General features: G+C 71.4%; 19 protein-coding genes and 1 pseudogene. 11 read left to right on the top strand and 9 right to left on the bottom strand.

The annotated features are described in order from the left end of the window. Window positions 1-33: 33 nt before the first annotated feature. Window positions 34-1,383 (bottom strand): hypothetical protein, encoded by a 1,350-nt coding sequence (locus ACZ3OF_RS20525; RefSeq protein ID WP_467306033.1) that lies wholly within the window; start codon window positions 1,381-1,383, stop codon window positions 34-36. A gap of 277 nt (window positions 1,384-1,660) precedes the next feature. Here ACZ3OF_RS20525 and ACZ3OF_RS20520 point away from each other — a divergent pair, with 277 nt between their 5' ends. Then, entirely contained in the window at window positions 1,661-2,851 is a 1,191-nt protein-coding gene (locus ACZ3OF_RS20520; RefSeq protein WP_467306031.1) for a tetratricopeptide repeat protein, read from the top strand. Between the two features lie 9 nt (window positions 2,852-2,860). Then, window positions 2,861-4,435 (top strand): glycosyltransferase family 39 protein, encoded by a 1,575-nt coding sequence (locus ACZ3OF_RS20515; RefSeq protein ID WP_361671791.1) that lies wholly within the window; start codon window positions 2,861-2,863, stop codon window positions 4,433-4,435. A gap of 57 nt (window positions 4,436-4,492) precedes the next feature. On the opposite strand, the gene ACZ3OF_RS20510 is transcribed toward ACZ3OF_RS20515, so the two are convergent. The 3 genes from ACZ3OF_RS20510 to ACZ3OF_RS20500 all read right to left on the bottom strand — a co-directional run bounded on the left by ACZ3OF_RS20510 (window position 4,493) and on the right by ACZ3OF_RS20500 (window position 7,684). Then, on the bottom strand, window positions 4,493-5,269 hold the full coding sequence (locus ACZ3OF_RS20510; protein ID WP_361671794.1) for a DUF6227 family protein: 777 nt from the start codon (window positions 5,267-5,269) through the stop codon (window positions 4,493-4,495). A 133-nt stretch (window positions 5,270-5,402) separates the two neighbouring features. Then, entirely contained in the window at window positions 5,403-6,473 is a 1,071-nt protein-coding gene (locus ACZ3OF_RS20505) for a P1 family peptidase (protein WP_361671797.1), read from the bottom strand. A gap of 26 nt (window positions 6,474-6,499) precedes the next feature. Beyond that, window positions 6,500-7,684, bottom strand: coding sequence for a low temperature requirement protein A (locus tag ACZ3OF_RS20500; RefSeq protein WP_361671798.1), 1,185 nt, complete (start codon window positions 7,682-7,684; stop codon window positions 6,500-6,502). A gap of 202 nt (window positions 7,685-7,886) precedes the next feature. On the opposite strand from ACZ3OF_RS20500, the gene ACZ3OF_RS20495 reads away from it, so the two are divergent. From ACZ3OF_RS20495 to ACZ3OF_RS20455, 9 genes and pseudogenes are all read left to right on the top strand, one after another. Beyond that, window positions 7,887-9,311: an MFS transporter gene (locus ACZ3OF_RS20495; protein ID WP_467306026.1), complete on the top strand. Its 1,425-nt coding sequence runs from the start codon at window positions 7,887-7,889 to the stop codon at window positions 9,309-9,311. A gap of 169 nt (window positions 9,312-9,480) precedes the next feature. After that, window positions 9,481-10,775 (top strand): annotated as a pseudogene (locus ACZ3OF_RS20490) (pyruvate formate lyase family protein). Between the two features lie 115 nt (window positions 10,776-10,890). Next, window positions 10,891-11,688: a pyruvate formate-lyase-activating protein gene (gene pflA, locus ACZ3OF_RS20485; protein WP_467306182.1), complete on the top strand. Its 798-nt coding sequence runs from the start codon at window positions 10,891-10,893 to the stop codon at window positions 11,686-11,688. An 82-nt stretch (window positions 11,689-11,770) separates the two neighbouring features. Further along, window positions 11,771-12,844: an MFS transporter gene (locus tag ACZ3OF_RS20480; protein WP_467306180.1), complete on the top strand. Its 1,074-nt coding sequence runs from the start codon at window positions 11,771-11,773 to the stop codon at window positions 12,842-12,844. Continuing rightward, on the top strand, window positions 12,841-15,159 hold the full coding sequence (locus ACZ3OF_RS20475; protein ID WP_467306024.1) for a molybdopterin oxidoreductase family protein: 2,319 nt from the start codon (window positions 12,841-12,843) through the stop codon (window positions 15,157-15,159). Before ACZ3OF_RS20480 ends, ACZ3OF_RS20475 begins: the two co-directional genes overlap by 4 nt. An 8-nt stretch (window positions 15,160-15,167) precedes the next feature. Further along, window positions 15,168-15,764: a 4Fe-4S dicluster domain-containing protein gene (locus tag ACZ3OF_RS20470; RefSeq protein ID WP_361671807.1), complete on the top strand. Its 597-nt coding sequence runs from the start codon at window positions 15,168-15,170 to the stop codon at window positions 15,762-15,764. Then, complete coding sequence (locus ACZ3OF_RS20465; protein WP_361671809.1) at window positions 15,764-16,420, top strand: Rieske (2Fe-2S) protein; 657 nt, start codon at window positions 15,764-15,766, stop codon at window positions 16,418-16,420. The genes ACZ3OF_RS20470 and ACZ3OF_RS20465 overlap by 1 nt, the downstream gene beginning before the upstream one ends. Then, window positions 16,417-16,857 (top strand): hypothetical protein, encoded by a 441-nt coding sequence (locus tag ACZ3OF_RS20460; RefSeq protein ID WP_361671811.1) that lies wholly within the window; start codon window positions 16,417-16,419, stop codon window positions 16,855-16,857. The genes ACZ3OF_RS20465 and ACZ3OF_RS20460 overlap by 4 nt, the downstream gene beginning before the upstream one ends. Window positions 16,858-16,943: 86 nt before the next feature. Continuing rightward, complete coding sequence (locus tag ACZ3OF_RS20455) at window positions 16,944-17,165, top strand: hypothetical protein (protein WP_361671814.1); 222 nt, start codon at window positions 16,944-16,946, stop codon at window positions 17,163-17,165. Window positions 17,166-17,184: 19 nt separating this feature from the next. Here ACZ3OF_RS20455 and mscL read toward each other — a convergent pair whose 3' ends face one another. The 5 genes from mscL to ACZ3OF_RS20430 all read right to left on the bottom strand — a co-directional run bounded on the left by mscL (window position 17,185) and on the right by ACZ3OF_RS20430 (window position 21,317). Continuing rightward, entirely contained in the window at window positions 17,185-17,775 is a 591-nt protein-coding gene (gene mscL / locus ACZ3OF_RS20450; protein ID WP_467306020.1) for a large conductance mechanosensitive channel protein MscL, read from the bottom strand. Between the two features lie 123 nt (window positions 17,776-17,898). Continuing rightward, complete coding sequence (locus ACZ3OF_RS20445; RefSeq protein WP_361671818.1) at window positions 17,899-18,453, bottom strand: hypothetical protein; 555 nt, start codon at window positions 18,451-18,453, stop codon at window positions 17,899-17,901. A 155-nt stretch (window positions 18,454-18,608) separates the two neighbouring features. After that, window positions 18,609-19,460: an S-methyl-5'-thioadenosine phosphorylase gene (locus ACZ3OF_RS20440; protein ID WP_361671821.1), complete on the bottom strand. Its 852-nt coding sequence runs from the start codon at window positions 19,458-19,460 to the stop codon at window positions 18,609-18,611. Between the two features lie 145 nt (window positions 19,461-19,605). After that, on the bottom strand, window positions 19,606-19,935 hold the full coding sequence (locus tag ACZ3OF_RS20435) for an FmdB family zinc ribbon protein (protein WP_361671823.1): 330 nt from the start codon (window positions 19,933-19,935) through the stop codon (window positions 19,606-19,608). 68 nt (window positions 19,936-20,003) lie between these two features. Further along, a complete protein-coding gene (locus ACZ3OF_RS20430) occupies window positions 20,004-21,317 on the bottom strand; it encodes an MFS transporter (protein ID WP_361671825.1) in 1,314 nt (437 codons plus the stop codon). Between the last annotated feature and the right edge of the window lie 42 nt (window positions 21,318-21,359).

Genomic DNA, 21,359 nt, shown 5'->3' with positions numbered 1-21,359 from the left:
TGAGCCCACCGCCCCTCAGGCGTACCGCTCAGGTCAGGGGCGGTTCACTGCACCTCCGGCGTCCAGGGCGCGGGAGAACTTGGTGTTGCGCAGCACCACCGGTGTCGGTGTCGTCTGCTGGGTCCAGGGCTCGTCCCAGACGAAGCTGGTTCCGCCGACATCACCGTGTGTCTGCCACACGGTTCCGTCCGTGGTGAGCACCTTGACGTACGCGTTCGCTCCCCGAGCCTCGATGCCCACAGCGCATACGTTCGCGGGGTAGTCGGGGTTGGCCGGGTCCTCGGGCGGCCCGACGATCGGGTCCGCGTTGGTGAGGTCCTGCCAGACGATCGTCCCGCCGAGCGTCGGCCCCCGGCCGGCGAACACATTGCCGCCGGTGAGGACGGCCTGGAAGTCCTCGGGACCAATGGGCGGAGTGTGAACGTCGATGTCGGCGCAGGGTCCGGTGTCGCCCGTGGCGCCAGTTGCGCCCGTGGCACCCGCCGGCCCGGTGTCGCCGGTGGGTCCGGCGGGTCCGGTGTCGCCGGTGGGCCCGGCGGGTCCGGTGTCGCCCGTGGCCCCGGTGTCGCCCGTGGCCCCGGTGTCGCCGGTGGGCCCGGTGTCGCCGGTGGCTCCCGCCGGCCCGGTGTCGCCGGTGGGTCCGGCGGGTCCGGTGTCGCCGGTTGCCCCGGCGGGGCCGGTGTCGCCCGTGGCCCCGGTGTCGCCGGTGGGCCCGGTGTCGCCGGTGGCTCCCGCCGGCCCGGTGTCGCCGGTGGGTCCGGCGGGTCCGGTGTCGCCGGTGGGCCCGGTGTCACCCGTGGCTCCCGCCGGTCCGGTGTCGCCGGTGGGCCCGGTGTCACCCGTGGCTCCCGCCGGGCCGGTGTCACCCGTCGCACCCGTGGCCCCGGTGGCGCCCGTCGCTCCCGTGGGACCGGGCGGGCCCGGGGGGCCCTGCTCGCAGTGGTCCGGGCCCTTCATGGGGAGTGCCCGTACGTAGTGGTCGTGGCCCGAGGCGGCCTGCAGGTACTGCGCGAGGCTGCCGCCCGTGAACTGCTGGACGTGGTGGTCCACGTAGCCCGGGAGACCGCCGGGGGCTGCGCCCTCCTGCGGCATCGCGGCGTTCTTCTCGTTGGAGACCGGCCCCCACACCTCCGGCGGCGGGCCCTCTTCGTGGTGCGGGCGCGGGCCCTCGTGGTGCGGGCGGTCCCTGCACTCGTCGCCGCCCGACGGCGCGTCCGCGGCGTTCACCCCCGAAGACCCGGCCGCGCGCTGCGGCGCGGCGGATACGGGGGCCGTGAGGCCCGTGAGAACAAGTGCGATCGATGCGATGGCACCTCCGTTGAGCCAGGCGCGGCGTCGCGGAAGCGGGCCCAGTGCGGACCTGGTCCTGGAATCAGGACTCATGCAACAGCTCCTTCTTCATCCGGATCGAGTGATTCACCGGAAGCGAGTTCGAGCTTCCTTTCAGATCATCGGACTGCGATCGCGGCGCCTTTACGGCTCAGAGGGGACTGTCAACGCCTTGGCCTACCGCCACCATCCCCCTGGGTGCGTACGGCGTGGCGAACCTGAAGGCGCCTGTCGGCGTGCCGTCCCCGATGGTCCCTGGCCTGTGCTTATGGTCGCCCCCCGCCGACGCACCGAAAGTGGTGTTGCCGTGAAGCCATCCATCTGCTTGTGCATGATCGTCAAGAACGAGGCGCGCGTCATCGAGCGCTGCCTCGCCTCTGTCCGTGACCTGGTGGACACCTGGGTCATCTCCGACACAGGTTCGACCGACGGCACCCAGGACCTGATTCGCAAGGCTCTCCACGGAATCCCGGGAGAGCTGCACGAGGAGCCGTGGGTCAACTTCGGGCACAACCGCAGCCTGAACATCGCCCACGCCCGCGGCCGGGCCGACTACCTTCTGCTCCTCGACGCCGACCTCGTCCTGCGCCAGGACGGCCCGCTGCCCCCGCTGACCGCCGACGCGTACATGCTGACCCACAGGGGCGCGCTGGAGTACCGCATCAAACGCCTGGTCAGAGGCGATCTGCCATGGAGGTACGAGGGGGTGACCCACGAGTACCTCACAACCGACCGGGACCACATCCAGGAGAACCTCGACGCTCTCGCCATCGACGACCACCACGACGGCGGCTCACGCCACGACAAGTTCGAACGGGACGCCCGGCTCCTGAGCGCCGAGCTCGACCGCGACCCCACCAACCCCCGTACGGTCTTCTACCTCGCGCAGACCATGCGCGACATGGGCCGCGCCGGGGAGGCGATCACGCTCTACGAGCGCCGCGCGGCCATGGGCGGCTGGGGCGAGGAGGTCTACTACGCGCTGCTCCAGTCCGGTGTGCTCAGGGCCGAGTCCGGCGACTGGCCGGCTGCCATGGACACGCTCACGCGCGCCTGGGACTCACGGCCGGAGCGCCTCGAAGCCTGTTACGAACTGGCCGCGCGGCTGCGCAAGATGCGCCGCCACCACACCGCCCACGCGATCGTCTCCGCGGTCCTCGACCGGGAGCAGCCGCGCGACGACGTGCTGTTCCTCCAGCCATGGGTGTACCGCTGGGGACTGCTGTTCGAGTACTCGATCACCGCGTACTGGGTCGGCGACCACGCCGCCTCGCTCGCCGCCTGCGACCGGCTGCTCGCCCTGCCCGACCTGCCGGAGCCGTACCGCAAGCAGACCCGCGCCAACCGCGAGTTCGCCGTAGGCAAGCTCGCCGCCGCCCCGATCCCGCACGCGGCCACCGCACCGCACTCCGCTGCCCCCGCGGCCGCGCCGCCCGAGACCGCTTCCGCGGCCGCGCTGCCCGACGCTGCTCCCGCGGCCGCTCCGTCCGCCGCCGACGCGCCCGCGCCGGTGCGCGGCTAGGGGCCGGCTGTGGGTACGCCCTCCTCCGTCGCCGCCGAGGTCCGGGATCCCGCTCCGGCCGCCACCCGCCGCCCCGCCGCACCGCGCGGCGAGGGCGGGCTGCGGCACGGTGTCTGGCTGTGGCCGGCGCTTCTCGCCCTCGCCCTGACGCTGTACGAGATCGACCACCCGCTGCTGTGGGAGGACGAACTCAACACCTGGGACATGGTGACCCGCTCCACCGGCCGTCTCCTCGACACGGTGGGGAACGTGGACGCGGTCCTGACCGCCTACTACCTGCTGCTGCACGGGTGGACGGTCGTCTTCGGCGACTCCGTCACCGCCCTGCGGATGCCCTCCGCCCTCGCGATGACCGGTGCGGCGGCCTGTACGGCGCTGATCGGGCAGCGGTTGTTCGGCCGCCGCGCCGGGCTCGCCGCCGGGCTGCTCTTCGCCCTCACCCCCGTGGTGGTCCGCTACGCCCACGAGGCCCGCCCGTACGCCCTGGTCGTCCTCGCCGTCGCCCTGGCCACGCTGGCGCTGCTGCGGGCCCTGGACCGGCCGGAGCGCGTGGGGCGCTGGGCCGCGTACGCCGGGTGCGTGGCCGCGGTCGGGCTGCTGCACCTGATCGCGCTCACGGTGTTGGCCGGGCAGCTGGTGGTGGTGGCCGCATGGGCCCGTGTCGACCGCGCCCTCGCCGTCCGGGCCGGGCTCGCCGCACTGGCCGGGGTGGCCGCCGCGGCGCCGGCGGCGGTGCTCGGCAGCAGGCAGGCGTCACGTCAGATCGCCTGGATCCCCCAACCGGATCTGGGGAGCCTGGCCGCCTTCCTCCCGCAGCTGTACGCCTCCGGGACGTTCGCCGGGGCGGTGACGCTCCTCGCCGTGTCGGCCTGGGCGGAGCGCCGGCGGGCGGGCCGCGCCGGCACGCCTGCGTCGACGAGCGGCAGCTCCTGGCGGCCGGCCTCCCGGGGGCCGGTCCCGGCCGTGACCGCCATGGCAGTGCTGCCGGTCCTCGTCCTGTGGGCGGTCTCGCACGGCGACATCTCGTACTTCTTCCACCGGTACCTGCTCTTCACCCTGCCGGCGTGGGCGGTCCTGGCCGGTGCGGCGCTCGCCGCGCTCCGTTCCCGCTCGGTCCTCGCCGCCGCCCTGGTCGCCGTGGCCGTGCTGAGCCTGCCGGAGCAGCGGTCGGTGCGCGAGACGTACGCGCACTTCTGGCACGGGGTGGACTACAAGGGCGCCGCCGAGACCATCGCCAGGTACCACCGGCCGGGCGACGCCGTGGTGTACGACCGGGGCGAGGACTACTGGCGTCTCCTCGACCTGGGCGTCCGTCACTACCTGCCCGACGAGCTGCGGCCCCGGGACGTCTTCCTGGCCCGCTCGGCCGCGGACCGCGCGGACCTGTGGTCCTCGGAGTGTCCGGACCCGGCGGCCTGTCTGGGGCGCGAGGCCCGGATCTGGCTGGTCGTACCGGAGGGGGCGGCCGACCCGCTGGACGCGCTCCCCGCTCCCCAGGCGGGTGCCCTGCGGAAGCACTACACCGCGACCGGCACCGAACGTCTGACCGGTGTCACGGTGGCCCTCCTGGTCCGCAAGCCCTGAGCGAGCGGAGGGCCCAGGCGGGAGCAGGGCCTCTGCTCCCGCCTCGAACCGCCCGCCTCACCGCACCCGCGCGCGGTGCTCCATCGCGTCGCGGGCCGTGCGCTCGTCCTCGTAGACCTCGCACATGTGGCGGCCGTCCGGTGTCGCCGTGTGCTCCACCTCCCAGAGGCTCATCTCCGTGCCGTCGAGCAGCAGGAACGCGTGCTCGTAGAGGGTGAAGCCGGCGTCCCGGCCGCCCTCCACCGCGCAGTGGCGGCCGAACGCCTGCGTGATGTGGTGCGCGTACGCCACGCGGAGCCGGCGCGCGGTCTCCTCGCCGGGACGGTCCTCGTTCTCCGCGCGGCGCAGCACCCGGCGGGCGTGGTCCGGCGAGTCGTCGGGGACGTACCTCCTGGGCTGCTTCGGTATCCGGCGGGACAGCAGGGCGCCCAGCAGCTCCAGGTCGTTGTCCTCGTCGAAGTCCAGGTCGGTGGAGCGTTCGGCCCCCCAGCCCGGGGAGAAGCGGGCCGGGAGCCGGGAGGCGGCGAGCCGGGCTTCCGCCTCGTCCGCGTACAGCTCGTGCTGCACGGCGCCGTCCCGGCCGGAGTTGTGCACCAGCTCCCACAGGCCGAGCGCCGTGCCGTCGGCCAGGAGGTAGGTGTGGTGGTACGTGGTGCGGTGCAGCGACGCGCTGTGGTGCGAGGAGTGCAGCGCGCTGGAGTGGGCGAACGCCGTCTCCAGGCGCTCGATCGTGGAGTCGGGCAGGTCGAAGGAGTTGAGCGCCCGGCCGAGGAGCCGCTCAAGGTGCGTCTCGGTCGTCTCGTACGGATCGTGATGATCCCGCGGATCGTTCAAGAGGGTCTCCAGGCCGTCGCCGCATGTCACTTGGTGCTTGCTTAACGTAGTCCCTGGGTCTGACATCGTGTCCGGGGTTCGGCAAAACGAAGGGGGCGTGCGGGAAGTTCCCGCACGCGGGTGGGTGATCGCCTCAACTCCCTTTGTTGGACGGGGAGTCGACAACCGGGCCCGGTCCGTACAGCTCGCGGTACGAGGGGAAGTCCCCGCCCGGTCCCGCCACCCCCTCGGCGGTCTCCCGGACCGCCCGCACGATCGCCCGGGTCACCATGTCCGCGCCCGCCGCGAGGATGTCGTTGAGGGCGAGCGGACCGGCCTCCGGCGCCAGGTCGCGCGCGCCGGTCGCGAGGGCGAAGACGGTGTCGCCGTCGTTGAGGAGATGCACCGGACGGACGGCGCGCGCGATGCCGTCGTGCGCCGTGCCCGCGAACTTCTGCGCCTGCGCACGGGTCAGCGCGGCGTCGGTCGCGACGACCGCGAGGGTGGTGTTGAGGGGCGGCGGCGTGTTCCTCGCCATGGCCTCGGCGAGACGCAGCTTCGCGGCCTCGTGGACGGCCGGCTCCGGGTGGGCGGGGCGGCCCTGGAAGTACTCCCCGTACAGCGCGCCCGTCTCGGGATCGACCGCCGAGCCGACCGCGTTGACGACGACCAGCGCGCCGACCGTGATCCCCGACTCCAGGACCGTGCTCGCCGTGCCGACCCCGCCCTTGAGCCCGCCGACGACCGCCCCCGTGCCCGCGCCGACCGCGCCCGTCCCCACGCGCGCGTGCAGCTCCGTCGCCGCGGCGGCCTCCACCGCGGCCCGCCCCGTGGACGCGTCCGGCCGGGCCGCGAAGTCGCCGCCGCGGCCCAGGTCGAAGACGCAGGCGGCGGGGACGACCGGGACCACGTGCGAGGGCTCTGGCCCGACCCGTACCCCTCGCCCCCGCTCCTCCAGCCAGGCCATCACTCCGGCCGCCGCGTCCAGCCCGTAGGCGCTGCCGCCCGTCAGGACCACGGCCTCGATCCGCTGGACGACGTTACGGGGGTCCAGTGCGTCGGTCTCCCGCGTGCCGGGGCCGCCGCCGCGCACGTCCACGCCGGCCACGGCCCCGCCCTCCGGGGCGAGGACGACGGTGGTCCCGCTGAGGGCTCCCGGCCCCGCCACGCGCGCGTGGCCCACCCTCAGCCCGGTCACGTCCGTGATTGCGTCATGCTTCGTCATGGTCCTTGCGTACCACGCCCGTTCGGTCAGTGGCCGTGGCCGGGTCCGGCACCGTGCGAGACGGGGTTGCGCGCGGCCAGCGTCACCCCGACCGCCACGGTCGCCGCCGCGACGAGACCGGCGAGCAGGACCGCCCAGCGGCCGGCGAACGTGCACATGAGGATCGCCAGCGACGAGACGGGCAGGACCAGCTGCTGCGCGATGCCGACCTTGAAGTACCGGGCGTGCAGCAGCCACACGCAGAGCAGGAAGAGCGCGGCGGGGATCGTCACGGCGGAGGAGGCGGCGAGGGTGGAGATCTGGGCCTTGCCCACCGCCTGCTCGACGGCGATCTCGATCCCGGCGCCGATGGCGGCGGCGGAGGCGAAGATGAGGTAGTGGCCGTAGCCCCAGAGGAACGCCACCCGGTTGGCGTGCAGGCGGACGTGGGCGGGGGCGGCGAAGTAGATCCACCAGGCGGCGTAGACGATCAGCAGGCCGCCCGCGGCGATCGGGAGCAGCTCGCCGAGGGCGTCGTACTCGCTGACCCCCGTCTTCACGGCGACCGTCGCCGCCGCGATGGTCTCGCCGAGCACGATGATCGTGAACAGGCCGTAGCGCTCGGCGATGTGATGCGCGTGCCAGTGGGTGGTGGCGTGCCGCTCGGCGACCGCCGGGACCGCCAGCTCGGCGACGATCATGACGAGGAAGATCCAGCCGCGGGCGGATTCGGGGGCCCAGAGGAGAGCGGTCCAGCCGATCTGGCAGAGGACCACGCCGCCCGCGTACTGCCGGCACATCGCGCGCTCGGCGGGGTCCGTCGCGTGGTGGGCGGCGCGCAGCCACTGGAAGGAGAGGGCGAGCCGCATGACCACGTAGCCGAGCACGGTGACGGAGAAGTCGTCCTCGAAGACGCGGGAGATCCCGGCGGCGAGGATGAGGACACCGGCGATCTGGACGAAGGTGGCGACGCGGTAGAGGACGTCGTCGTTGTCGTAGGCCGAGGCGAACCAGGTGAAGTTCATCCAGGCCCACCAGATAGCGAAGAAGACCATCGCGTAGTGGGAGATGCCGTCGGCGGTGTGGTGCTCGGCGACCGCGTGCACGAGCTCGGCGCCGGCCTGGGCGACGGCGACGACGAAGCAGAGGTCGAAGAAGAGCTCGAGCGGTGTGGCGGCGCGGTGCGCCTCGGCGCGGGAGCGCGCGATGAGGGGCAGGAACGGTTGCGTCATGCGCCAAAGAACATCAGAGCGGGGCCCGGCCCGCCGCCTTTGGCACGCGGGCCGCGGCGGGCAGGGCCTGGGGTGTGTCCCTAGGGCCCGGGGATGACGGGACCTCCGCCCGCCAGGGTCACGACCATGGCCTCTGACCTGGCCCCGAGGCCCGGACGCAGCCTGGAAGGGCAAGGAAAGCCCCGATCCTCAGGGAAGCGCCATGAGTTCCGTACTCCAGGAGACCAGAGCGGCGACGAGCGGGCCGGCACCCTCGTACGACGCGGAGCAGTACCGCCCCGGCCGGCCGATCACCGACTGGGAGCCGGAGAACGAGCTCTTCTGGAAGTCGATCGGGAAGCGTGTCGCGAGCCGCAATCTGTGGATCGCGGTCCCGGCGCTCCTGGTGGCCTTCGTCGTCTGGCAGGTGTGGAGCGTCACCGCCACCAACCTGAAGGACGTCGGCTTCGGCTTCTCCACCTCGCAGTTGTTCTGGCTGACCGCGATCCCCGGTCTGACGGGCGGGACGGCCCGGATCTTCTACACCTTCCTCGGCCCGAGGATCGGCCAGCGCCGCTTCACGGCGCTGTCGACGGTCGTGCTGGTCGTGCCGCTGATCTGGCTGGGCATCGCGATCCAGGACCCGTCGACCCCGTACGTCGTCATGGTCGCCATCGCGGCCCTGTGCGGTATCGGCGGCGCGAACTTCGCCTCCTCGCTCGCGAACATCGGCTTCTTCTTCCCGAAGGCGAGGAAGGGCAGCGCGACCGGCATCAACGGCGGTCTGGGCAACCTGGGCGTCTCGGCGGTCCAGCTGCTGACGCCGATCGTCATCACCTGGTCGACGATCGCGATCGGAAAGGCCCAGCAAAAGGCCGACGGAACCCCCGTCCACCTCCAGAACGCGGCCTTCATCTGGGTGCCCGTGCTGCTCGTCCTCGCGGCGGTGGCGTGGTTCGGGCAGAACGACCTGAAGGTGGCCTCCACCCCCTTCAGCCAGCAGAAGATCATCTTCAAGCGCAAGCACAACTGGCTGATGACCTGGCTGTACGTCGGCACCTTCGGCTCCTTCATCGGCTTCGCAGCGGCCCTGCCGATGCTGATCAAGACCACGTTCCCGGACTACTCCGTCGCCACCTACGCCTGGATGGGGCCGGCGGTCGGCGCCCTGGCCCGGTGGGCGGGCGGCCGGGTCGCGGACAGGGTGGGCGGCGCGCGGGTGACGATCCTGTCCTTCGTGGGCATGGCGGCCTCGATCATCGGCGTCATCGCCTTCCTTCCGTCGGGGTCCGACGCGGGCAGCTTCTACGGCTTCTTCTTCTGCTTCCTCGCGGCGTTCTTCTTCTCGGGCATCGGCAACGGCTCGACCTTCCGCCAGATCCCGGTGATCTTCCGGGGAACCCATCTGAAGGGGCTGACGGAGGGCACCCCGGAGTACACGAAGGCGCTGAAGCAGTCGGAGATGGAGTCCGGCGCGGTCACCGGCTTCACCTCGGGCATCGCCGCCTACGGCTTCTTCTTCATCCCGGCCCTCTTCGGCTCGATGGCCGTGACCAGCGCGATGTGGGGCTTCGTCGCCTTCTACGCCAGCTGCACGGTCGTGACCTGGTGGTTCTACGCCCGCAAGGGCGCGGAGGCGCCCAGCTGACCGGCGTACCGACCGCGCTCCGACAAGGCCCCGCTCAGGCGGGGTCTTTCCGCATGCCGGGAAGGGGACCGAAGACCGTCGATCGGTGACCAATGCCGACCCGAATGATCGATCAAAAGGCGTGCAATGGAGGTGAGCAACGACGCGATCGAATGATTCGAAGAAGGCGGTGCGGGCGATGACTGCGACCCCTGCTGAGGCAGCGGTGACCGACGGGGCCTGGAAGGGCTTCAAGGGCGGACTCTGGCGCGACGCCGTCGACGTCCGCGACTTCATCCAGCAGAACTACACGCCGTACGAGGGCGACGACTCCTTCCTGGCCGGGCCCACCGAGCGCACCACCGCCGTGTGGAAGGCCATCACCGACCGCTTCCCCGAGGAGCGTGCCAAGGGCGTCCTCGATGTCGCGTACGACATCCCCTCCACCATCACCGCCCACGCCCCCGGCTGGATCGACCGCGACAAGGACCTGATCGTCGGCCTCCAGACCGATGCCCCGCTGAAGCGCGCGATCATGCCGTACGGCGGCTGGCGCATGGTCGCCGGCGCCCTGGAGACCTACGGCTACCCGGTCTCGGCCGAGCTGGAGAAGGTTTTCACCGAGTACCGCAAGACCCACAACGCCGGTGTCTTCGACGCCTACACCCCCGAGATCCGCGCCGCCCGCAAGGCCGGCGTGGTCACCGGTCTCCCCGACGCCTACGGCCGCGGCCGCATCATCGGCGACTACCCCCGTGTCGCCCTCTACGGCGTCGACCGGCTGATCGCGGTCAAGCAGGGCGAGAAGGAGGAGCTCAACTCCCTTCCCGTGGACGGGCGTTCGCTGGAGGAGGCGATCCGGCTGCGCGAGGAGCTCGCCGAGCAGATCCGCGCGCTGGGCGAGCTGAAGACGATGGCGGCAACAACGACGACCGCGCCGACGAGATCGCGGTCTGGCTGGTCGAGGAGTTCATGCGGAAGGTGCGCAGGCACCCGACCTACCGGAACGCGGAACACACCCAGTCCGTCCTGACCATCACCTCCAACGTCGTCTACGGGAGGAAGACCGGCAACACCCCCGACGGGCGCCGCGCCGGAGAGCCGTTCTCCCCGGGTGCCAACCCGATGAACGGCCGCGACATCCACGGCTATGTGGCCTCGGCCCTGTCGGTCGCCAAGCTGCCCTACGAGGACGCCGAGGACGGCATCTCGCTGACCAGCACGGTCACCCCCGACGGCCTGGGCCGGACCCCCGAGGGGCGGATCAGGAACCTGGCCGGTGTCCTCGACGGCTACATGGCGAGCGACGGCTTCCACATGAACGTCAACGTCCTCGACCGGGATGTGCTGATGGACGCCATGGAGCACCCGGAGAACCATCCGCAGCTGACCATCCGGGTCTCCGGATACGCGGTCAACTTCGTCCGGCTGACCCGCGAGCAGCAGCTCGACGTCCTCAACCGCACCTTCCACGGCTCGCTGTAGACGCCCCCGACCGCGCGCCCCGGGGCCGGTCCACACCTCGGCCCCGGTGCCTCGCACCCCTTCGGAACGGAGAGGTCCTGCCATGACCACGGCGACGACCACGGCGAAGACCACCATGACCGGCACCACCGGCACGATCGCTGTCGGCCCCGCCACACCAGCCGCCGCGGTCACCCGCCGCCCCTCCGAGGGCTCGGTGCACTCCTGGGACCTGTCGACCGGCGTCGACGGCCCCGGCACCCGCTTCGTCACCTTCCTCTCCGGCTGCCCGCTGACCTGTCTCTACTGCCACAACCCCGACACCTGGCGGATGCGGAGCGGCACACGCGCCTCCGCCGACGACGTGATCGCCGAAGCGCGGAAGTACACCCGCTTCATCTCGGCCTGCGGAGGCGGGGCCACCGTCTCCGGCGGTGAACCTCTTCTCCAGCCCGTCTTCGCCGGCGAGCTGCTCCACCGGATGAAGCACGAGCTCGGGCTCCACACCGCGCTCGACACCTCCGGCTTCCTGGGCGCCCGCGCCACCGACGCCCTGCTGCGCGACACCGACCTCGTCCTCCTCGACATCAAGTCCTGGGACCCGGACACGTACAAGAAGGTCACCGGCCGCCCGCTGAAGCCGACCCTGGACTTCGCCCGCCGCCTCGCCGACCTCGGCCAGGAGGTCCACGTCCGCTTCGTGCTCGTCCCGGGCCTGACCGACGACCCCTCGAACATCGAGGGAGTCGCCGCCTTCACCGCCGGCCTGGGCAATGTCTCACGCGTCGACATCCTCCCCTTCCACAAGCTCGGCGAAGCGAAGTGGCAAGCACTCGCCATGCCCTTCACCCTCCACGACACCCCTTCGCCGACCCCCGGTCGGCTCGACGAGACCCGTGCCGTCTTCCGCTCCCACGGCCTGAACGCCGTCTGAGCGACACGCTCACTCGCCCGGCCCGCAAAACAGAATGAATTCTGGCAAATCGTCCTAGCGTGTCCGCGTGACCGAGCCACCCCTGACCGAGCAACCGCAGAGCCCCGCGCCCGTCGTCCAGACACCCGCCGACGTACGCCGCCGGGCCGCGCTCGCCGGAACCGCCGTCTCCGCGCTGCTGATCGTCGCGATCGTCCTCGGCAGCCGGCTACTGCGCGACTTCGACTCGGCGCTCCTCCCGTACGCCGTCGCCACCGTCTTCCTCGCCTTCGGCGTGGCCTACCGCTACACCGTCTGGATCTCCGCGCCGGGCGCCCGCCGTCTCTTCAGGCAGGGCTGGCGTTCCTTCTTCTCGGCCGCCAACTTCCGCAAGGCCCCCACCGCGCTGCCGAAGATGACCGCCACCTATCTCGGCTTCCAGAAGTTCCTCGGCGCCCGGTCCCACGCCCGCTGGGCGGCACATCAGCTGATCTTCTGGGGCTGCATCCTGGCCGCCCTGATCACTTTCCCGCTCACCTGGGGCTGGTTCACCTTCACCTCGTCCACCGGGTCGGGGCCCGGCTACGAGATGCGCATCTGGGGCTTCAAGGTCCTCGGCTTCGACTCCCTGAACATCGTCGGCTGGCTGATGTTCCACGGCCTCGACGTCGCCGCCGTCCTCGTCATCCCCGGCGCCGCCTACTTCCTGTGGCGCCGGATGAAGGACCGCGGCGCCATCACCGGCCAGCGCTTCGCCTACGACCTGGTCCCGCTGATCGCCCTCATCGTCATCTCCGTGACCGGGCTCCTGCTCACCTTCTCGTCGATCTTCCTGCACGGCGGTGGCTACGAGTTCCTGGCGATCCTGCACATGGTGTCGGTGGTCTTCACCCTCATCTACATCCCGTTCGGGAAGTTCTTCCACATCGTGCAGCGGCCCGCGGCCGTCGGTATGCAGCTCTTCAAGTACACCTCCCGCCGCAAGGAAGGCGACGAGGTGCTCGCCTGCCGCCGCTGCCAGGAACCCATCGACACCGCTCCCTACGTCGAGAACCTGCAGGGCACCATGCGCGACCTCAAGCTCGGCTTCGACCAAGGGCCCGAGTACTGCCCCCGCTGCAAGCGCGTGATGCGCGGCAGCGCCTATCTGACCCACGTCAAGAAGGGCTTCAAGTGACCCAGCAGCACGTGGGCCGGCACCAGCAGCTCCCCCTCGACCCCTCGATCGCCCCGCCCGGCACCCGTAACTTCCGGGACGCCGGCGGCATCCCCGCCGACCGCTGGCACGCCGACCAGAACGGCGAGACGCTCGTCCCCACCCACTGCTGCTTCTGCGGCGTCCAGTGCGGGATGTACCTCCGTGTCGACAACGGCGGCAAGGTCTTCGGTGTGGAACCCCGCAACCACGACATCAACCGGATGCGGCTCTGCCCCAAGGGCATCAACGCCTATCAGCAGGTCAACCACCCCGACCGGCTCACCGCCCCGCTGATGCGCCGCAACCGCGACGAGGAGTTCCGCGAGGCGAGCTGGGAGGAGGCGCTCGACTTCACCGTCGCCGAGATCCGCCGCATCCAGGCCGAGTACGGCAACGACTCCTTCGGCCTGCTCGGCGGGGCGAGCCTCTACTCCGAGAAGACTTATCTTGTCGGCAAGTTCGCCCGCGTGGCCCTCAAGTCCCGGCACGTCGACTACAACGGGCGCCTGTGCATGGTCTCCGCCGCCGGAGCCAACAAGCTGGCCTTCGGCATCGACCGGGCCGGCAACCCGTTCTCCGACATCCTCCTCACGGACTGCCTCCTCATCGCCGGCTCCAACGTCGGCGAATGCTTCCCCGTGATGACCCAGTACCTCTGGGGAGCCCGGGACCGCGGAGCGTCCCTGATCGTCGTCGACCCCCGTGAGACGGCGATCGCCCGCACCGCCGACCTCCATGTCGCGATCAAGCCGGGCACCGACTCCGCGTTCTTCAACGCCGTCCTGCATGTGATCGTCGCCGAGGGCCTCACCGACGACGCCTATCTCGCCGCCCACACCACCGGCTGGGACGAGGTGAAGAGGACCGTCGAGGCCTACCCGCCGTCCCGCTCGGCCGAGGTCTGCGGCGTGCCCGAGGAGCAGATCGTGCGCACCGCCCGGATGTTCGCCGGCGCGGACCGGGCCATGGCCTGGCACGCCCGCGGCGTCGAGCACCACTCCCAGGGCGTCGAGAACTGCCTGACGATCATCAATCTGTGCACCGCCACCGGGAACATCGGCAAGCCGGGCGCCGGCTACGGCACCATCACCGGCCAGGGCAACGGTCAGGGCGGCCGGGAGCACGGCCAGAAGTCCGACCTGCTGCCCGGCGGCCGCTCGATCACCAACCCCGAGCACCGACGCCAGATCTGCGAGATCTGGGGCATCGAGGAGTCCGAACTCCCGCCCGCCGGCACCTCCATGATGGAGATGGTCTGGCAGATGCAGCGCGAGGAGATCCGCGGACTGATCGGCATCTGCAACAACCCCTTCGTCTCCCTCCCCAACTACGGGACCGTCAAGAACGGCTACGACACCCTCCAGTTCCACGCCCAGTTCGACTTCTTCCTCTCCGAGACCGCGGCCAACGCGCACGTCGTCTTCCCGGTCACCGTCTGGGCCGAGGACGAAGGCGTGATGGCCAACGCCGAGGCGCGGGTCGTCAAGCACAACAAGGCGCAGGAACCGCCCGCCGGGGTCCACACCGACACCTGGGTGATCTGCGAGCTCGCCAGGCGCCTCGACGCAGGGGACAAGTTCGCCTTCCCCGACTCCCGCTCGGTGTTCGAGGAGCTCCGCGTCGCGTCGGCCGGAACGGTCAACGACTACTACGGCATCACCTACGAACGCCTGGAGGAGACCGGCGGCATCGCCTGGCCCTGCCCCGCCACCGACCACCCGGGCACCCCGCGCCTCTTCGAGGACGGCAGGACCTACCACCCGGACGGCAAGATCCATATGCAGGTCGTCGAATGGCACCCGCCGATGGACCCGTACAGCGAGGAGTACCCCCTCTCGCTCACCACCGGCCGCACCGTCGCCCACTTCCTCTCCGGCAACCAGACCCGTCGCCTGGGCGCCCTCGTCGAACAGACCCCGCGGCCCTGGGTGGAGGTCCACCCCTCCCACGGCTTCCGCAACGGCGAACCCGTCCGCGTGGTCACCCGCCGCGGCAGCGAGGTCTTCCCCGCCCTGGTCACCGAGGCGATCCGCCCCGACACCGTCTTCGTGCCGTACCACTGGCCGGTCCCCACCGCCGCCAACGCCCTCACCATCGACGCCCTCGACCCCCGATCCAAGATCCCCGAGTACAAGGTCTGCGCGGCCCGCATCGAGGCCGCGGAGCGGATCGACGAGGTGCCCGAACCCCCGACCGCCCCCGGGCACCACGCCTACCCGGAGACGCAGGTCTCCCGTACCGACCCGCTGCCGCCCACGTCCCCGCAGGGCCGTGGCACCTCGGAGAGGAGCTGACGCCGCTCATGATGGGCCGCACGATCTTCATCGACCCGGGGCGCTGCATCGGCTGCCAGGCGTGTGTCTCGGCCTGCCGCGAGTGCGACTCGCACCGCGGGAAGTCGATGATCCATCTCGACTACCCCGACGAGGGGCACTCCGTCGCCTCCCTTCCCACGGTCTGCATGCACTGCGAGGACCCGGTCGCCCCCTGTGCCGAGGTCTGCCCCGCCGACGCCATCCTCGTCACCGCCGACGGGGTGGTGCAGCAGGCCGACACCACCCGCTGCATCGGCTGCGCCAACTGCGTCAACGCCTGCCCCTTCGGCGTCCCGAAGATCGACCTCCAGGCGAAGCTTCAGATGAAGTGCAACCTCTGCTACGACCGCACCGCCTACGGACTCGCCCCGATGTGCGCCACGGTCTGCCCCACCGGCGCGCTCTTCTACGGAACCCTCGAAGAGCTCCAGGCCGAGCGGCCCGGCGTCCAGGTCGCCGACTCCTTCACCTTCGGCTCGACGACCGTCTCCACCGGAGTGGCGATGGTCGTCCCCGCCGACAAGGTCCAGTGGCCGGTCCCCGGCGGGCTCCCCGTCGTCGAGATCAACGGGAAGGCTGTCTGATGAGCGTCACCGAGCAGCCCCCCGCCGAGGGCCAGGGCGCGGCCGACGCCGCCCAGGAGGCGCTGCACGACCGCATCGCCGCCGACTCGCTCACCACCCGGCGCGACTACCTCCGGATCGTCGCCACCGTCTCCGGCGGCCTTGCCATCGGAGGCATCGGCGTCGCCTCCGGGATCCTCCACCGCCACGGCGACTCCGACGGGACGCCCGAACCGAAGAAGATCGCCGACCAGCTCCTGCCCGGCGAGTCCCTCGCCTTCCGCTACCCCGAGGAGGCGGACCGCGCGGTCGCGATCCGTATGGAGGACGGCACCCTCGCCGGCTACTCGGCCGTCTGCACCCACCTCGCCTGCGCCGTGCTCTGGCGCAAGGACCGCGGCAGCGAGGGCGAGCTGTACTGCCCCTGCCACGAAGGGATCTTCGACGCCCGTACGGGAGAGGTGACCGCGGGCCCACCCCCGCGGGCGCTGCCGAAGGTGATCCTGGTGGAGGAGGCCGACGGCAGTGTCTGGGCCATCGGCACCACCCGCTCCGGGGAGAGCGTCCAGGAGAGCCTGTGCCGTCAGCTCGGGGACGAGCGACCGGATCTGGCCGAGCGCCTCGGCTGCCCGGGCGCCTCCGCGCGCGGCGCCGTCACGAGGAGCGAGCGCACATGACCGACACGCCCTTCCCCCGGGACCCCGAGGTCCCCGACCGCTCTCCTGGCGCCCCCGACCGGGGCCCCGGCGCCGCGCCCGGGCAGCCGCCCCGCCCCGCCTACACCCCCGGGAGCGCGCAGCCCCGGCTGAACCGCCCGGTCCACGAGCGCTACCCGCAGATCCGGCCCACCAGCGGATACGGCGACCCCCGGGTCCGCCATACCGGCCCGGGCCCGGGCGCCGGTACGGAGCAGGAGCCCGAGCGGTCGTCGAAACTGAGCGCCCGCCTGGCCCTGGCCCTCACCGTCGTCATCGGCCAGCTCTGGGGGCTGACGATCGTGGTCGACGAGTGGATGGCCGGGGACACCGGAACGGCCTGGTGGGGGGCCGGCTTCCTCGTCCTGTCGTTCCTCGTCGTCCTCGGCCTCTGGCTGCTCGACCCGAAGGACCGCTGACCGGTCGGCACACGACCGCCGACCGGGCCGCCGGGACCGCCGAAATCGCCGGGTTCAGGGCCGCGCACCCGGCGTACCCTGGACCTATGAGCACCGCCCCCGCCCACGGACCGCGAGACCCGAAGCAGCCCGGCAATGAGTCCGACCCCGAGAACACCACGAAGCCGAAGCTGATCTTCGACGATCCGCTGGACCAGCAGTCCGCGGACGATACGGACCGCGGGTGGGGCGAGCGGCCTCACGGTGGCAGCGACAGTGCCGCCGATCTCGCGCGGTTCCTCGAAGAGAAGCCGCCGCACCACCTCTGATGCCGGTGCGAGTCGCCGGCTAGGGGGTGGGGTGCGTCCCGGTGCCGGTCCCGGTGCCGCTTCCACCGGAGCCGGAGCCGGTGCCGCTTCCTCCGGAGCCCGTTCCCGGGCCCGTACCAGTTCCCGTACCCGTCCCGTTCTCGTTGCCCGAGTTCGGGCCCCGCTGGGCGACGAGCAGGTCGCGGATCTCCTTCAGGACCTCCAGCTCGCTGATCTCCAGCGTCTCCTGGACGCCCTGCTTCGCCTTGTCGTGGGCGGCCCGCCTGGCCAGGTACTTCGCCATGGGAAGCACCATCAGGAAGTAGACGACGGCCGCCGTGATCAGGAAACTGAGGACGGCGCTGAGCACCAGGCCCCACATGATCGGGATGCCGGAGACCACGTTCCCCGCGTCGTCGACCACACACGGACCCTTGAGGCAGGACCGGTAGCTCTCCAGGTCCTTCGTACCGAAGGCGCCGACCAGCGGGTTGATGACACCCTTCACCACCGAGTTCACGATGTTGGTGAACGCGGCACCGATGACCACCGCCACCGCGAGGTCGATCACATTGCCGCGCATGAGGAAGGCCTTGAAGCCTGCCACCACGCCTTCGTTCTTCGGACTCACCAGGGTGCCCTTCGTCGCTTGTGCATGAAGTCGTGCAAGTAGCGCTGCCATTAGGCAGCGAACGACGCAGATGCGTCCAATCCGTACACACGGAACGGTTACTTGACAGGCAGTCCGTGCGAATCAGCACAATGTCACCGCCAGTTGGGACGTGACACCCGCGCCCGCCAGAGCCGTAGCCGTCGACCGTGGAACGGACAGGACGACCAACGCCCCACCGTCCGAACGAGTCTCGCCCATGGCCGGAACGTCGGCCACTCGGGCACCCCTGGCGACCACGCGCGCCCCACCGTCCCCGCTACTGCCTCCGCCCATCGGAGAGTTGGGCGCCGCGATCACATCCACCAGGTCGCCGGGCCGCAGCAGCCGCACGGCTTCCGCGTCGGCGATCCGTACCGGCGCCGACACCAGCCGCACCACAGGCGGCCGGTGCCGCTCCCGCGTCTCCGTGGGCGGGGGATGGCCGGCGGAGACCTCGCCCCCGCCCGCGACCGCCAACGCGGCCACGCTCATCGCGAGGACCGCCGCCGGGGCCCGCCGCCGGCGCCGCAGCGCCCGTCGCAGCCGCAGCCGCCCGCCCCGTACCCGCAACGGTTCGAACGGCGGGACCGCGCACGTCGCGGGAACGGGGGAGTGGTCGGCGTAAGGAAGAGGGCCGGGGAGAGCTGAGGTCGTCATGGCAGCACCGCCTGTCGGGAAGGAGTCGTACCGTCCTCCGGCCGTCCGGAGAACAGCTCCCACCATCCCGGCTCCGCGAACATCCCGCCGCGGCCTGTGGATCACCCGCCGCCCGTGGACAACTCCCTCACTCCCCAGGGGGATTGCCGACGCGACTACGGAAGCTCGATCCCCAGGTCCCAGCCGTCGTGCGCGTGCGTGCACAGGCAGTCCCGGTCCGCCGTGTCCGGCAGCGCGCCCACCGCGTCGAAGAGCACCTCCCGCAGCCGCCCCACGTTCGCGCCGAACACCCGCATGACCTCCGTGTGCGAGACCCCGTCGCCGGTCTCCGCGCCCGCGTCCAGGTCCGTGACCAGCGCCAGCGAGGTGTAGCAGAGCCCCAGCTCCCGGGCGAGGACCGCCTCCGGGTGCCCGGTCATGCCGACCACCGACCAGCCCGCCGCCGCATGCCAGCGCGACTCCGCGCGGGTGGAGAACCGGGGCCCCTCGACGACGACCATCGTGCCGCCGTCCACCGGCTCCCAGCCCTTCCCCCGGGCCGCCTTCAGGGCCACCCGCCGACCGTCCGGGCAGTAGGGGTCGGCGAAGGTGGTGTGCACGACGTTCGGCACGGCCCCGCCCCAGGCCTCCGGCAGCGGCTCCCCGTCGAAGTACGTCTGCGTCCGCGTCTTCGTCCGGTCGACCAGCTGGTCCGGTACGACGAGGGTGCCGGGCCCGTACTCCTCCCGCAGGCCACCCACCGCGCACGGTCCGAGCACCTGCCGTACACCCACGGAGCGCAGCGCCCACAGGTTGGCGCGGTAGTTGATCCGGTGCGGCGGCAGCGTGTGGCCCCGGCCGTGCCGGGGCAGGAAGGCGACCCGCCGTCCCGCCACCTCGCCGAGGAAGAGGCGGTCGCTGGGGCTGCCGTACGGGGTGTCGACGGACACCTCCGTCACGTCCTCCAGAAAGGAGTAGAAGCCCGAGCCGCCGATCACACCGATGTCCGCAAACGCGTTGGTCGCCATGGCGGTCACATTATCGGCCCGAAGAACGGTTTTTCGGCGCGAAGATCGGGTGCGAGGGACGGCTCATCGGCGCCCGAAGAGCGACGAAAGCCCCACCGCGCACAGCGGTGGGGCTTCCGTGAGAACCGGGGTCGAGAGACCTGGATCAGGCGGCCGAGCTGGAGCTCGACGCGCTCGACGTCGAGGACGCGGACGAGCTCGACGAAGCGGCCGGCTTCGCGTCCGAGGACGACGACGAGGAGGTCGACGACGCGGCGGACTTCGACGACGACGAGGCGGGCGAGCTGGAGCTCGACGAGCCGCGGCTGTCGTTCCGGTAGAAGCCGGAACCCTTGAAGACGATGCCGACCGCCGAGAACACCTTCTTCAGGCGTCCCTTGCAGCTCGGGCACTCGGTCAGCGCGTCATCGGTGAACTTCTGCACCGCCTCGAGGCCCTCGCCGCACTCGGTGCACTGGTACTGGTAGGTCGGCACTTGTCTTCCTCCTGGCACTCACACTCATCGAGTGCTAACGACGATCCATAGTGACGTATTCCGCGGGATCAGTCCACCGTCACCGGCACTCGGTGACCGATACCACGCGCCGCGACCCGGCCCGACGCCCGGGGGGCCAGCCGCGAGCGCAGCGCCAGGAGCGTGGCCAGGGCGAGCGCCGTGCCCACAAGCGGCACCAGGAATCCGGCGCTCGAGCCCTGCTCGTCGGCGAGGCGGCCGGCGACCGTGACGGCCGCCGCCTGCCCCAGCGCCACGGCGCCGGTGAGCCAGGTGAAGGCCTCGGTCCTGGCGGAGGCCGGGACCAGGGTCTCGACGATGGTGTAGCCCGTGATCAGGGCCGGGGCGATGCACAGACCCACGATCAGGCCGAGCGCGCCGAGCAGCAGCACGGACTGCGCCGACCAGAGCAGCGAGGCCGCCACGGTCAGTCCGGCGTAGCCCAGGATCAGACGCTTGCGCGGGCCGATCTTCCAGGCGATGGCGCCGCACGCGATGCCCGCGAGCATGTTGCCCGCGGCGAAGATCCCGTACAGCAGACCGTTGGCGCCCGGGTTGCCGATCTCCTCGGAGAACGCGGTCAGCGAGACCTGCATACCGCCGAAGACCGAGCCGATGCCCAGGAAGGCGATGGCCAGAACTCGTACGCCGGGGATCGACAGGGCGGAGACGCGCGGCTCGCCGGCGGCGGCCGCGATGAGGCCGTGGGCGGGCTGGGTGCTCCGCTGGGCGGCGAAGAACAGACCGCCGAAGAGCGTGAGCGCCGCCTCGGCGATCAGACCGGCCGCCGGGTGCACGCCGGTGCAGAGCGCGGTGGCGAGGACGGGACCGACGACGAAGGTGAACTCGTCCGTGACCGACTCGAAGGCCGCGGCCGTCGGCATCAGCGGGGAGTTCTCCAGCTTCGCCGCCCAGCGGGCGCGGACCATCGGCCCGATCTGCGGGACGGAGGCGCCGGCCGGTACGGCGGCGAGGAAGAGGGCCCACATCGGGGCGCCCGCCAGGGCGAGCACGACGAGGAGGGAGACGGCGGCGGAGTGGATCAGTACTCCGGGGACCAGGACGGCGCGCTGACCGAAGCGGTCGGCGAGCTTGCCGCTCTGCGGGGCGAACATCGCCATGGAGACGCCGGTGACGGCGGCGACCGCGCCGGCGCTGCCGTACGAGCCGGTGGTGTGCTGGACGAGCAGGACGATGCCGATCGTCAGCATCGCGAACGGCTGCCGGGCGGCGAAGCCGGGGAGCAGGAACGACAGCGCTCCGGGGGTGCGCAGGAGCTGCCCGTATCCGGCACGCCTGCCGGAGGCCTTCGTGGCCTTGCCCGTCTCGCCGGTCTGCCCGGTCGTGCCGGGTACGTCGGCCATGTCCGTCTTCGTCGCGGACGTGTCAGGCGTGTCAGAAGTGAC

This window comes from Streptomyces sp. NPDC022552, assembly GCF_055561875.1.
Note: the sequence above shows the minus strand (reverse complement) of the source record. Positions and strands in the feature narration are given on the sequence as shown.

Excerpts from the sequence above, each read along its gene's own strand:
- ACZ3OF_RS20525 (WP_467306033.1), bottom strand. The coding sequence starts at position 1,383 with ATGAGTCCTGATTCCAGGACCAGGTCCGCACTGGGCCCGCTTCCGCGA.
- ACZ3OF_RS20520 (WP_467306031.1), top strand. The coding sequence starts at position 1,661 with ATGATCGTCAAGAACGAGGCGCGCGTCATCGAGCGCTGCCTCGCCTCT.
- ACZ3OF_RS20505 (WP_361671797.1), bottom strand. The coding sequence starts at position 6,473 with ATGACGAAGCATGACGCAATCACGGACGTGACCGGGCTGAGGGTGGGC.
- ACZ3OF_RS20500 (WP_361671798.1), bottom strand. The coding sequence starts at position 7,684 with ATGACGCAACCGTTCCTGCCCCTCATCGCGCGCTCCCGCGCCGAGGCG.
- ACZ3OF_RS20495 (WP_467306026.1), top strand. The coding sequence starts at position 7,887 with ATGAGTTCCGTACTCCAGGAGACCAGAGCGGCGACGAGCGGGCCGGCA.
- pflA (WP_467306182.1), top strand. The coding sequence starts at position 10,891 with ATGACCGGCACCACCGGCACGATCGCTGTCGGCCCCGCCACACCAGCC.
- ACZ3OF_RS20470 (WP_361671807.1), top strand. The coding sequence starts at position 15,168 with ATGATGGGCCGCACGATCTTCATCGACCCGGGGCGCTGCATCGGCTGC.
- ACZ3OF_RS20465 (WP_361671809.1), top strand. The coding sequence starts at position 15,764 with ATGAGCGTCACCGAGCAGCCCCCCGCCGAGGGCCAGGGCGCGGCCGAC.
- ACZ3OF_RS20460 (WP_361671811.1), top strand. The coding sequence starts at position 16,417 with ATGACCGACACGCCCTTCCCCCGGGACCCCGAGGTCCCCGACCGCTCT.
- ACZ3OF_RS20455 (WP_361671814.1), top strand. The coding sequence starts at position 16,944 with ATGAGCACCGCCCCCGCCCACGGACCGCGAGACCCGAAGCAGCCCGGC.
- ACZ3OF_RS20445 (WP_361671818.1), bottom strand. The coding sequence starts at position 18,453 with ATGACGACCTCAGCTCTCCCCGGCCCTCTTCCTTACGCCGACCACTCC.
- ACZ3OF_RS20440 (WP_361671821.1), bottom strand. The coding sequence starts at position 19,460 with ATGGCGACCAACGCGTTTGCGGACATCGGTGTGATCGGCGGCTCGGGC.
- ACZ3OF_RS20430 (WP_361671825.1), bottom strand. The coding sequence starts at position 21,317 with ATGGCCGACGTACCCGGCACGACCGGGCAGACCGGCGAGACGGGCAAG.